The following is a 13335-nucleotide window of genomic DNA, read 5'->3' on the forward strand; positions in this document are numbered from 1 at the left end:
GAATCCCCATAGTAGAGGAAACGCGGCATCGTTCTAAAGCTTGTTTCAGAAATTGAGCAATTTCAGTGACTATCATCATTTAGTATATACTTATGGTGATAGTTTTTGTCGGCTCAACATCTGAATCCAAACCTATTCAAACTGCGTCACACTCGTAAATTATTTTGGATTATTGAGATTAAATTTAAATAAGGAGTTGTTAGAAAATGGATTGCGAATGTAATTCACTTGTAGAGATTCATGGATTTGGTGGATATTTGCATTATTCTGATACATTAAATAAAATGAAGAAGAACACAGAAAATGGGTTTTTTAATATGACCTCTGAAAATCAATTTGAAATCATATTTCAATGTAAAAAATGTCAACAAATTTGGAAACTTGCAGAGCCAGATTGTCCAGTACAAGGATATTTTATACGCTCTAAAAGTATTTAGTGTTTATTGCACACTTTTCATATATTGTTCAACTATCGCAAAACTACGATTGATTAAAAGTTTTAGAAAATGAAGTTTGTTTTATATTTACCCTTTTCTATGCATTAAAGTCATTTTATCTAAAGAACAAATAAGGTTATCATTTGTAAGGGGGGGTATTATGAAAAAATTTACATTCGGGTTATTATCAGTTATTTTCTTTATTTTCTATTATAATTTATTGTTACGAATTTGGAATAGTTGGGTACCTTTTAATGCTACAACTGATGTTATCAGTATGTTTATTTTTATTTTTGTTAATATTCCTCTTTCTGCCATAAGTGCCCAAACGGTTATTAAAATCATCAAGAAAAGTTAATATTTACGCTTAATATAATTCAGCAGCTAAACTGGAGGGGTATCAACGATACTCTTTTTTATTTGTTCAATAATTTAGATTTACCATAAACATAAAATAAAACCACCAAGCTAATTTCCAAGGTGGCTCATGTATTATTCCCTATTAAATATTCACTAATGCTTTTCCATAACTATTTCAGTAGATATGGTATTAAGTTGCTAATCAATGCGGGTTTTGTATAGTAAAGGAATACCTATTAAAACAACTCTATATTTCTTTATATTAGCGTCATAATATATCGAACATTCATAATAATCTCCTGTTGTAAGAAGACCATTCTGATACATGTACCCTCCAATCTTGCCGCCATTAGTCTCTGTTGTTTCATATACAATTACGTGATGATTCAAATCAGTAGGGCCGGGATAAACTGTTCTATTTTTCTTTTCAGTTTGATATGGAAGAGCTATACTTTCATCCCATCTTGGCATATTTTTAATTTTATTTATACAAGTTGCTTTACTCATTTGTCCACTAGCTACTGCTTTTAAATAACCATTAAATTCAGAATATTTTACACCATTGTAATTAGTAAACGTAGAAGATGTTTCATGAAATGCTGCATAAAACGCATTAAGCATATCATTTTTAAACCCACTTGGTATAGCTTTTACCACTGGTGGTTTGACTACCACTGGTGGCTTAACCACAACCGGTGCTTTTTTAACTACGACTGGAGCCTTCTTTACTACGACTGGAGCTTTTTTTACAATTGTTGTAGCTTTCTTAACGGTAGTATTTGGAGTGCTTACAACCTTATTATCAGCGACTTTCACTTCATTCTCTTCAACTACTACTTCCTTATCTTTATCTTCAACTAAGGCTACCTGTGGCACTACTACGTCTGGTTTAATAGTATTTTCTTCCTTTTGCTTTTCAGTTGTAGAACCCACCCCTACTACTTTAGCTTTTGGTATTTCAGTTTTATTTTCGGATCTTGTATAAGACCATACTATTCCTACAGCCATAAGCATAATTACAGGCATTATTATTTTTATGTTTCTTTTAAAATCACCCTTATTCTTTTCCATGTATTAAAACCCTCCCACACTTTTTATTCTAGTGAATCTCAACTTTTCTAATTACCCACTTGCTCAATACTTCCACATATTAATTTAGCACAATAATGTTATTAAAAATTACTAATGTTAAAGAATTAAAATCACTATTAGATTGGTTGTTGACCAAATCCTTTGTCTACGACTACTGCCTATTATTGAGATTCCCTTATAAATTAAGAAAATAAAAAAATTACCATTGAAAAAAATATTGTTGCAACATACCTCTTCAGTAGTAAGTTAAAGTAAAGTTATCTCCAAATCTACTATTTATTATATTATATAGAGGAATTAGTGATAACCTTTCAAACTGTTCTCTCTTTACTGCTTTTTCGTAGGAAAATATACTTTTGTTAAGTTAATAGTGTAATGTATATGATAGTAATAAACATATATAAGTATATATATACCTCCCTTCCATTCATCATAGAAATGTCATTTAATACTACCATTTCTCCTTATCATTTATTGACGGTAAAAAAACAGAGGTGATTACCCCTGCTAATTATCTTTTATTCGATTTGGTAACCACATCTCAAAGTCTGTTCTCTTTTACCTGTTATGACATTATATCTTGATTCACGATAAGTTCTTTTTTTAATATATCCCTTTCCCTTCAATATGGTTGTTATATTTGATATGGTATTTTTTTTCTTGCCGGTCATTGCTCCAATCCTCTTTTGATACTCATTACTTTCAACATCCATGATTTCATGGCTAATGTTATACTTCATAAAAGTATATACCTTAATCGCTCCGTCTGAAATTCCTATCTTATCAGCCAAAAGCCTCTGAAATGATTTTATGTTGATTTTTATAAATCCATTTTCTAATATAATACTATTTATTAAAGTGTAATACACAATGCCCTTATCCATTTTCCTACCAATTAAACCTTCTTTAATGAGTTCCCCAATTCTTCTTTCTAAAGTCTTTTCTGAAATCATTGCTACCTTTTCAATTTCTTTTTTAGTACATTTACCTACCTCATTTAACTTACAGAAAATTGCTATAGCAATGTAAATTCTATATGAACAATCATGCAGTGTTGGGAATCTCTCAATAACTTCATTTGGTACCTTAATGCATAGCCTGTCTGAATAATCATTGAAGTTAATATAGCCGAACTCTCTACAAAGATTAGAGCTGTAACTAATTTGTTTCCCATAACACATATTTACTATACTAATAATGTTCATATCTTCAGATGACGGAACGTTTAAATTTTTCCATACCGTCATAATTTGAATTACCTTCTTTAATGAATAACCCAAATTATTATAAAAAAATGAAATCAGATATGTTACTACTTTGATTTTAAAATCCGGTTGCTTATAGCTTAACATTTTTTGAATAGGATTTTGAAGCAAGTAAAAGTTAATCATATTAAATTTTTTAGCATATTCATCTATTTCGTTATTATCCTCTTCCATCTCATTTATCATATTCTTATCCTCCTTAATTTATATTTGTACTGGTTGTACAATTTCAATAAATCGATTGCCAATATTTATTTTGTTTTTATCTATAAATTTTATAAAAGCCTCATCCAGAAAAATTCTTGAAAAATTTGGTGATTTTGTTATACCTAACTTGAATCTCAATTCTTTTTTTTGATATTTACCTACCCCAATAGTTGATAGTAAATCTATAAAATTGTTTGTATGACACTCAATTCTTCTGGTAGAAGTATCATATTCTTTCTTCTGCTTTTCTTTTCTTTTCACCCAAAAGAAGAATCCATCACGTTTACAATTTACCAATTGTTTAAGCACTGTTTCTACAACCTTTGGATCAACGCAAATCAGAAAAACTTCGGTATTCATAGTAACATTTCTATCAATTCTTTTAATTGCTTGGTAAATTTCTCCTGCAATGAAACTCACTCTTATTTTCTCCAAATCAGAATTTATAAATTCTCTCATTTTACCTTTTGGATTTCTTGGTTCTGTACTTATTTGAATGTTATTATTACTATAATAAAGATACTTTAGGATATATACATGCTCTGGTAAGTTGTAAGTTAGTGGGATAAGAATTTGACTATAATCTCTCCAAGTATTTTTACCAATTATATTTCCAAAATGATTTATATCAATATTTTTATAATATTTTTCCTTCAACTTTTCCTCATATTCTTTTGATGTTACTATGAGCATTTGTCTTCCATTCATTGTTATTTCTCCTATTAATCTTTCTAATTCTTCGTCATAATTAAGATAGCTATTTATTGCTGTTTTAGTTACGTTGTTATAGGATACTTTTATTACCCATTTAGAATGATCAAAAATTTTACTTTGGTTTGAGCATTTGAACAAATGTGAGGCTATTTTGTAACAATGATTAAATCCACCACTTGCGTCAAGCAAGATGTTGTTTTCAAGCCTCCAATATTTAATCTTATTATTATAGGTGTATATAGAATTAGCATTTACATAACACACATTCATATAAAACTTTTTAATTAATTCTATTTCATCCATAAAATCTTTTTTCGTCATATCTTGATTCTCATTTTTCTTGCAGGTAAGAATATTCTTTTGATATTGTCTTGCATGTTCATTGGTTATACTACGATCCATTAGCTCCCTTATTATTTTAAATTTTTTCTTCATATCAACATCATAAATTAGTGATATAAATTTTGTCTTATTTGAAGTTTCTTCTCCCTTAATTTTCACCTTTACCATGGCTTCTTTTATCTGTTTTACACACTCAACATAAATTTCCTTTAACTTTGCCTTATGTGGAAGTATATTTTCAAAAGAATTGATTCTGAATAGACTATCCTCGTAAGTTTGTAGCATATCAATTTCTTCATCAATTATTAGGTTGCTTCTTCCTTCAGTAAAAATCTTTCTAGCGGTTGAATTTAAGCTCAATCTTCTATACCTTTCATGGGTAATTATTATTACCGGAAAATTTTTTATCTTATCTTTCATTCTCGTAAAATTATCACTGTCTATTGCAATCGCTATTTTAGCACCCGCACATTCATTAATTCTTTGTTGTACAGTACATAACCCATTGTTTTCTTTATCAGTATCCTTAAATTTCATTACATAAAGGCTTTTTCTGTCCGGATACAATTTATATAAAGCTCCTAATGCACTTTGAGCTGCTATACTCTTCCCCGACCCTGATTCCATATTTATCACATTGAACCAGTCCCTATTTTCACCATTTATAACTTGGTCTTTTACATAAGTCATTTGTTTACTGATTTTCTCTTGTACTGTTTTCATACTACCTTCCCCTCTCTTTATTATTAGTAAAAGCAAAGGTATTAATAATATCCACATCAACTATCACCATTTTAAATTACTTCGTTCTTATTTATTGAATTACATTTTTAAATGGTATATACTTAAATTGTTACGATTTAAGCAGTTTAGCTGCGAATATTTATTTTTAGAGACTATGGAGTTCGCCAAAACTTCATGGTCTTTTTCCTTTTATTTTACTTATGCATGTAGTATACTAAATTGAAAACACTCAAGTCTATTTTTACATACCCCACTCCCGTATATAATTTTAAAATATATTTTCACTGTAATTCTCGATTATTATTTAGATTAATTTCACATGATTCTAATATAATTAAAAATAGGCAGAGAATTTTATTTTTCTCCGCCCTTTAATTATCATTTTTCAATATTAACCTATTAGATATTGACCATACCATCTATTAATTGCTTCTACTCTTCATTCATTTTAGTTCTATTAAAACGAATGAAAACTGTTATATACCTTGCAGGTTTTCAATTCTACTATTATCTATATTTATTTGAACTCCTTTTGCCATAAATGGGTATATGGACACTCTTCAGCATAACTTAAACTATCTACCGTCTCTTCGTCAAAAATTATGGCATGTTCTCCCCAGAACTCTAAAGTATGCTCAAGAGTCTTTTTTTCTTTAATGTTGTTATCTTCTGGTTCCTTTATAATTTGTTCCCCGGGGAACATTGTTATTAAAAAGTATTCATTAATATTTGTATAACTTTGTTTTAAGCAAACTATACATTTATTCACTATTTTAGGCTCTCTATTTTTTACGAATTTCGTAAATATGTTCCTCCCCATTCTTTTTGCATAGAACACTTTATCATTTTCATTGATTTCTACCATCTGGCTTATTCCAATGTTATATGGAAATTCAATTACTAATTCTTCAAAAGATTTTTGAAGTTTATCAAATTGTCCATTATTTATAAGTTCATCCAATAATTTTTGATAAGGTACTATGAAACTATTTTTATGTACCTCCATATGTTTATTAAACTTATATGTTGTAATTATCTTTTTATTTGAATTTACACTCATTCCCTTTTCTACATAACTAACTTTGACTTTTCCTTGTAATGTTTCCATGCTATCATTCTCCTCTTTTTTATTATTAGTAAAATATAAGGAATCAATAGTATCCGCGGGATTGTTACTATTTAAGAAGTTTAGCTGCGAATATTTATTTTTAAGACTATGAAGTTCGCCAAAACTTCACGGTCCTTTTTCCTTTTGTCTTACTTTGTAATTAGTATACTAAATTCAGAACATCAAAGTATAATTTTACTACCCCCTTTTGTAAAATTCTTTTCAGAGTAAAATTTGACTTTTGGTAACTCGCTTGTTCTCTAGCTATTTCACTTGATTTAGCCCACCTTATAGCATTAATTTTTATTTAAAGAAATACTTGAAATCCGGTGGAATCTTTCAATAGAATATACTTATAGACAAAATTTTTATTATTAAGGAGTGATTTATAAATGGAAATTTCAAATGAAATAACCTCTATTAGCTCTATGAACAATAGACAGACATACGTGAGTAAAGTCGGCAGTAAGACGGATCCAATTAGACTTGCCACTAGTATCCAATTATCTCTAAAAGCAGGTAAAAATGTCCAAATCATGGCAATGGGTAAAGAGGCAATTTTCACCGCAAGTAAAGCTGTCTGCATTTCTCAAGGGTTTGCAGAGCAAAACGGTTTAGAATTGCACTGGAAACCTAGCTATAAAACGGTAATTGGGAATGAAGACGGACAACCCAGAAGTGTTATGAGTTGGTTGACTTGGGTGGTTGATTAAAGATTTGCAGTAATGAAAAATAGCAGAGACGTTTTACTTCTTCTCCGCTTTCATTTTCTTTTAAAACTTCAACGAAAGTAACTCAATAGCAATTCTGTTACTTTCAGAAATAGTCACAAATGGCTTGGTTACTATGATGTTATAAATACTCCATTTTGAATGTAACTTAAAGTGACGAGTTGTAACATTGAATGTAACACAATTTCATAATATTTTAATAAGAAGGTGATTTTGATCAAGATAGTTCAACCAATTAGAGATAGGCTTGAGATAAAAAAAATGCAAAATGAGCTGTTGAAAAAGGGCATGAGAGATTATATGTTTTTTACTATTGGTATTACCTGTGGGTTAAGAATCAGTGATATTCTAAATCTTAAAGTGAAAGATGTGAAAAATAAAACTCATATTAGTTTAATAGAGAAAAAAACTCAAAAGCCCAAAAGATTTGAACTTCATCCAGAACTTCAAAAAGACATTGTTAGATATATTCAGAATATGAGGGATGAGGATTTTCTCTTCAAAAGTCGCAAAGGAAATAGTCAAATATCAAGAGTACAGGCATATCGCATACTAAATTCTACAGCTAAAAGAATTGGTATTGAAGAAATTGGTTCTCACTCTCTCCGTAAAACATTTGGATTTTGGCATTATACCTTATATAAGGATGTCGCAACATTGCAGGACATATTCAATCATAACAGCCCCTCCACCACCCTACGGTATATAGGAATCACAGAAGATAAGAAGAATGAAACCATAGTCGGTGTAGGAAATTTGTTTTATGAAAAAGATTAAAACTTTAATAAGGATAAAAAATAGTGCCAATAAGGCACTATTTTTTTTATTAGAATATAATCTATATTGTGTCTTAACTAACGCATTGTTAGATGATGAATTTTAGTTTTCGACATACAACTTCATAAATTCATCTGCAAATTTTCTTACAAAATCCCGGTCAAGTGCAGTAGCTAAAGTTTCATTATTGTTTCTAGCATTCTTACTCCAGTTATAAGAACCATGCATTACAAATTCAAAGTCAATTATACAAAATTTATCATGAAGCCTATTCGACAAATAATTACCTTTTAGTGGTATTTTAAAAACCTCAAAATTATTTTCTAATTTTTCCATTAAATATTTATTCGAATGTTCATCTGAAGTAATGATTCGTATATTTACACCCGCTTTTTTTCTTAATATTAGCTCTTCAAATATCTCATTATCTGTAAACCAAGCTACAGCAACCCATATCGTATATTTTGCATTACGCACACCTTGAATTATTGTCTCTTTTATTTCATCAAAAAAAACATCATGTTCAATGTTTTCTTCACTATCAAGTTCAACAGGTTTTGGCTTTATATTTAATCCCGCAAAATCATAATTAGTTGTTTCTATATACACTATTGATGCCAACTTTACGAGTTCTCTCTTAAACTTTCTAGCTACTATTAACATAGGCACTGGCACTCTTAAATCTATATATTCCCAACACTGCCACGATTTACTTGTGAAGCCATCTCTTTTGTCATATGTAATTATAGAATTCCTTAAAATACCAAGTAATTCATCCTTATTGTCATATTCATCATATTTTACTGTTTCTATCATTGTTTTCAAAAATTGTTGTTCGTTCATTTTACGCTCCTTAAAGTTTTTTATTTAACTATGGCTTTTCCAACACTAAAAATTAAATGCAAATATCTATTTATATAAATGTAGTTTTGAATGTTGGTTCACAATATGTTATGCAATTTTCAGTTATTTCAATGGTAATTATAACATATATTTCAAATTGACTGTAACCCCTTTTTTTCACACTATATTATTCAATTTTCAAAGAATATTGTTCTTACTTTAAATTTCAATAGTTATGTGGATTACTTCACAGCGATAATAAATTCTACAAAGAAATCGAAATATTATGAGGTAGCAACAGTATTTCCTGCTCTATTTTTATCAGCACTCGAAAATGCCTCTTTATGAATTGTGTTTTCAGAGATTTTCGACGGATTTTACCCAATTAGAATTTAAATGCTATCAAATCAATTCAATTGGTATCAATACGTATCAATACATTGGTACTAATTAGTATCAACTATTTGCAAACTAGTTTATAAATTCACCCTCCCTTTTATGCTACATGAACAATAAAAAATCATAGATGTTGTACAGAACCGTTGTGTAATAGGGGCTTGAGCCTATATCGAATATTTAAACAAGAAAAAGGATGTGATTTTTTTATTAGCTTTAATTCCTTGATAAGATATTAAAATTAAAATAGGTTAACCCACCAATTGTATCTATCATGCTTTGATGATATAGCTTAAAGTAATTCTTAAAATGATTATGTAATTTACTTTCAATCTTTTTATTTGTTATACAATTAATACAATTGACATTAAAGAAAATAAACAGTTTATTTGGTGCTACTTACGTGTTTTTTGTGTTAATCATCTTTTTAATGTCCCTCTTGATTGAGGTATCATTTAACATTATCCATTTTGTTTGCTCTGATATTTCATCAGATAAAGCCAATTTTTCATAATATATATTTCTATCTTTTCTTGGAATATTCCTAATATATTTCTTTATATAGATGGCTTCAAGCGTCTCCAAGCTATATTCCAATGCTTCTTTTAATAATTCCCTGTTTTGCCAAATACCATCTTCTTTTATGATATAAAACGGTTGCATGAACTTAAAAAACGCTTCTTTTACATACTCATCTTTGAATAATATATTTTTTCTAGTTACAAAACAGTATAAATACCTACTTATGTAATTCATATAGAATGAGGATTGTGAAACTATGTAATAAGCTCTCTCTTTGTAATTTAGCTCTTCGTCAAAAATATCTGTAATTAAAAAATATTTCTTACAGTCAGATACAATGTTTTTTTTCTTTTCATAATCGTATGCCATACCGTAAATGGAATTTCCATAACAAAAAGATAATTGAGCTTTCATTTCAACATCTTCATTCATATATAAGTCATTCCTGCTATTAACTTGTTCAATCATCATATTCCATAAAGGGTTATCATAGATATACTCAACTTTTTTAGGAAACTTTAAAGAGTATCTACCAAGGGTGGAATGAAGATATATTTTTTCTAACACATTCAACCCACGAGTTCGTGATACCTCATTCTCAAAACAAAATAGCCCAACCTTAAAATATGAAATAATGTGTTTAAAAGATTCATTTACCTTTTCAATAATACAGTCTGCTGTTTCACACCTAAAGGTATTTTTTATATCTGTAATTTCTGTGTAAACTATATTTTTATAAAACCAAAAAACAAATATATTATTACCATCACTTATCGTGTAATAAATAAATGCTTTTAATGGATGAGGTTTTATAAATGATGAATCAGAATAATAATTTACTATTTCGTTCCATCTCTTATTAATAGTACGCTCTTTAGCATTTTCATACCATAACATAATTTCTTTGCTGTCTCTACTAATATTTATAGAAATGCCATTTTCAACTTTATATTTTGAACAAATATATCCTACAAGCTCCTTAATCACATCAGATAAATTAGACCCCTTATTGGTCAAATAAAAACATTTGCATATATGAGATATATCTGGCAACCCATACTCTCTTATTCGGATTAATTCAATATTCTCATCTTCACATAAACTATTTTTAGCTATATCATCATCAAGTTTATTTTTATGCCAATATCCTCCGTCATACTCAATCCCCAAATTTAGAGAAGGAATAAATACATCAATTTCTTTCGCACCTAAAAAAATACTTTGATAGCTCTCTATGGCTTCTGGAAACAACATGAGCATATAGTATGTTAATGTTTTCTCTGGTAAAGAAAAACCCTCTTCTTTTCTACTCATTTGTGTCCTCCCGTATCTTGCGTATTTTATTCAATAATTAATTTTACCATTCCGCTTTATATTAATCTAATTCTGCCTATTATTCACGATTTCTATAGCCGCTTTACCTGTTATATGTTCGATTTTGATTTCAATTAAACATAATCTATTCCATTCACTTCCAATTTCTCGCTGTCCTTCTTCAATGTAGTTAGGTGAATACTTTTCAACTAAACTTTCAATGGCATATCTCCGCTCATCATCTTCTATAAGAATCCTTGCTCTACCAAAAACAGACACACTACGAAAATGGGTAGTAAAAGTTTTTTGTATTACTTCGTCTTTTTCTATGACACAAAATGTCACCTTATCATTCCTTTTTATGCAGTCAATCTTATGCCCTTATTTTGCACCATGAAAAAAGAGTTTTCCGTCTTTATAAACATAACTTACTGGAACGGTATATGGGTAATCATCATCTCCTGTTACACCTAAAACTCCAGATGTACATGACTGTAGAATTTCAATTGTTTCTTCTGTAGACAATAATTGCTTTTTTCTTCTCATTTCTCTGAACATAATTACACACCCCTATAATTCTTTCATTATTATTAACCTTTGTTTTTATTACGTTTCGGTAATAAATATTATCATTAATTCATAGACTTTCATAGTACTTTAGCCGCACTGCAATATTTTCTGTAGTGACGCAAATTATGGAAATTGTCTACTAACAATAATTCTTTACTTTTCGTTTTATAGAAGATTTTATAACAAAATCTCTACATAAAATTCCTATAAGAAATCCTATAGTATTTAAAATAATATCATTTATATCAAATATTCCTCTATGTAATATATACTGCATTACTTCTATTATTAAAATATATAATAAAAACCATATTAATAGTTTAAGATTACTCACTTTACTTCTAAATTTCACAAATAGCCCTAAAGGAAAGTATAAAAGTGTATTTGTAACTACGAGAAGTAATGTAAGATTAAAATACTCTTTAAAGTCAGTAATTATACTAAAAGGATTTAAATTAATTCCATTATAATTAGACATTGTCTTAAAAAATGATAACCCTATTGTTAATCCAAAATACATTACTGTAAGAAAATCAACATGTACTTTGCTAATTTTCTTGTTTATTATTGAAATAGAAACTACATAAAGAATAGTTGTTGTAAATACCATCATACCAAGGTAAAGGCCCGTTGATGGTGACATAAATCTAGTGAGTAATTCTGAAACAAAATTATAAAATATAAAATATGTGGTAAAAAGGCAAATGAAAAGAACAATACTATTTCTTAATATATTTTTTTTCATATTTAGCTCCCCTATTTCTGCTTGTTAGTTATTCATATTTTGCTGTTGTAACGCATGATAAAAAAGTTACGAACTAAACTATTCCTTCCGTAACCATCCGGCAGGTTTTCTTTTTGTTCCAACATTATATTGACCATCTTTAACAATAAGCTCATATTTATCTCTTGTTTTGCCATGAACATTTTGTTGAATAACTTCTACATAATTGTCTGTCACTTTTGTTACAATTACAACATGTCCAAATTTTGTATCTGTAAAAACTATTAAATCATCTGGTTTAGGCTTAACATTCCCACCATTCCTATACTGCACTAAATCTCTACGTTTATTCAATTCGCCTTGTGGCACATTAGAATCAAAGAAGTCACTAGCGTTGCCATATACGTCCGGCATTTTATGCTCTTTCGCCTCATAATAAAACCGCTTAATATATTCTACACATTGCCATTTTTGACCATAATAGTATTCGTCATCACTATAATTTTTACCATAGGCTTTTGTATACATGATACCATTGTAATATACGCCTACATTCTTATAACTATCTATTTCTTGTCCTATCATTTTCCTATCTCTTAAAATATAAATTCCTCCACCTACTAACACTATAATAATAATAAACAGAAAAATTTTCAGCCACTTATTTCTCACTTGTTTCCCCCTTCAGTTTCATTTTAGAATATACCAAATTGTTATTTTTCACTTTTTCTTTTAATTTACTATATCTATCCTGCTCCACACCCCATCTAATTAGAGAAGATAGAAAACCGAAGATAACAACAGTAACAACCAATAATAGGATATGTTCACGCCAATAAATGATACTATTATTATCTTTGGAGAAATTAAAAAAACCTATTATTCCATAAGAAACAGTAAACATAATAACATTTTTAATGTTGTATAGTAATATACCTTTTTCTTTTGTTTTTTCCCAAGATTTAATGAAACTTTCATCATCATAATAAAATAACCTTGATACTTTACTTGGCTTTATCTTATTTGCTTTAACGAGAAACCAGAAAGTTAGACTTATAACTAAAATTACAAATAATATAGTAATACCTAATATAATCCATATAGTCAAAACAATACCCCCTTAAAAGTTTATAATCCGTATAATTTAACCATTGTTTATATATCGCATTTTTACGATTAATGAATCCTT

At 28.8% G+C, this 13335-nt stretch carries 13 protein-coding genes and 1 pseudogene; 4 read left to right on the top strand and 10 right to left on the bottom strand.

Annotated elements, in window-relative coordinates:
* Positions 1–206 precede the first annotated feature (206 nt).
* Together JJD95_RS12075 and JJD95_RS12080 are read left to right on the top strand one after the other, a co-directional pair.
* Positions 207–437: a hypothetical protein gene (locus tag JJD95_RS12075; RefSeq protein ID WP_291643279.1), complete on the top strand. Its 231-nt coding sequence runs from the start codon at positions 207–209 to the stop codon at positions 435–437.
* Between the two features lie 160 nt (positions 438–597).
* A complete protein-coding gene (locus JJD95_RS12080; protein WP_291643280.1) occupies positions 598–795 on the top strand; it encodes a hypothetical protein in 198 nt (65 codons plus the stop codon).
* 200 nt (positions 796–995) lie between these two features.
* Here JJD95_RS12080 and JJD95_RS12085 read toward each other — a convergent pair whose 3' ends face one another.
* The 4 genes from JJD95_RS12085 to JJD95_RS12100 all read right to left on the bottom strand — a co-directional run bounded on the left by JJD95_RS12085 (position 996) and on the right by JJD95_RS12100 (position 6269).
* The gene (locus JJD95_RS12085) at positions 996–1868 is read right to left on the bottom strand and encodes a hypothetical protein (protein ID WP_291643281.1); all 873 of its coding nucleotides are present in this window, start codon (positions 1866–1868) and stop codon (positions 996–998) included.
* Between the two features lie 539 nt (positions 1869–2407).
* Entirely contained in the window at positions 2408–3340 is a 933-nt protein-coding gene (locus JJD95_RS12090) for a hypothetical protein (protein ID WP_291643282.1), read from the bottom strand.
* Between the two features lie 18 nt (positions 3341–3358).
* Positions 3359–5140: a DEAD/DEAH box helicase gene (locus tag JJD95_RS12095; protein ID WP_291643283.1), complete on the bottom strand. Its 1782-nt coding sequence runs from the start codon at positions 5138–5140 to the stop codon at positions 3359–3361.
* A gap of 538 nt (positions 5141–5678) precedes the next feature.
* A complete protein-coding gene (locus JJD95_RS12100) occupies positions 5679–6269 on the bottom strand; it encodes a hypothetical protein (protein ID WP_291643284.1) in 591 nt (196 codons plus the stop codon).
* A gap of 392 nt (positions 6270–6661) precedes the next feature.
* On the opposite strand from JJD95_RS12100, the gene JJD95_RS12105 reads away from it, so the two are divergent.
* Together JJD95_RS12105 and JJD95_RS12110 are read left to right on the top strand one after the other, a co-directional pair.
* Positions 6662–6982 (top strand): stage V sporulation protein S, encoded by a 321-nt coding sequence (locus tag JJD95_RS12105; RefSeq protein ID WP_291643285.1) that lies wholly within the window; start codon positions 6662–6664, stop codon positions 6980–6982.
* Between the two features lie 231 nt (positions 6983–7213).
* Complete coding sequence (locus tag JJD95_RS12110) at positions 7214–7777, top strand: tyrosine-type recombinase/integrase (protein WP_291643286.1); 564 nt, start codon at positions 7214–7216, stop codon at positions 7775–7777.
* A 102-nt stretch (positions 7778–7879) separates the two neighbouring features.
* On the opposite strand, the gene JJD95_RS12115 is transcribed toward JJD95_RS12110, so the two are convergent.
* From JJD95_RS12115 to JJD95_RS12140, 6 genes and pseudogenes are all read right to left on the bottom strand, one after another.
* Positions 7880–8620, bottom strand: a complete 741-nt coding sequence (locus tag JJD95_RS12115) for a phospholipase D-like domain-containing protein (protein WP_291643287.1) — start codon at positions 8618–8620, stop codon at positions 7880–7882.
* 795 nt (positions 8621–9415) lie between these two features.
* Positions 9416–10852: a hypothetical protein gene (locus JJD95_RS12120; protein ID WP_291643288.1), complete on the bottom strand. Its 1437-nt coding sequence runs from the start codon at positions 10850–10852 to the stop codon at positions 9416–9418.
* A 66-nt stretch (positions 10853–10918) separates the two neighbouring features.
* A pseudogene (locus JJD95_RS12125) lies at positions 10919–11410 on the bottom strand (pyridoxamine 5'-phosphate oxidase family protein).
* Between the two features lie 151 nt (positions 11411–11561).
* Complete coding sequence (locus JJD95_RS12130) at positions 11562–12167, bottom strand: VanZ family protein (RefSeq protein WP_291643289.1); 606 nt, start codon at positions 12165–12167, stop codon at positions 11562–11564.
* Between the two features lie 78 nt (positions 12168–12245).
* Positions 12246–12818: a CHAP domain-containing protein gene (locus JJD95_RS12135; RefSeq protein WP_291643290.1), complete on the bottom strand. Its 573-nt coding sequence runs from the start codon at positions 12816–12818 to the stop codon at positions 12246–12248.
* Positions 12808–13254 (bottom strand): hypothetical protein, encoded by a 447-nt coding sequence (locus JJD95_RS12140; protein WP_291643291.1) that lies wholly within the window; start codon positions 13252–13254, stop codon positions 12808–12810. The genes JJD95_RS12135 and JJD95_RS12140 overlap by 11 nt, the downstream gene beginning before the upstream one ends.
* Between the last annotated feature and the right edge of the window lie 81 nt (positions 13255–13335).

Origin of the sequence: Clostridium sp., from assembly GCF_016650035.1 — a bacterium.
Taxonomy (GTDB): Bacteria; Bacillota; Clostridia; order Clostridiales; family Clostridiaceae; genus Clostridium_AD.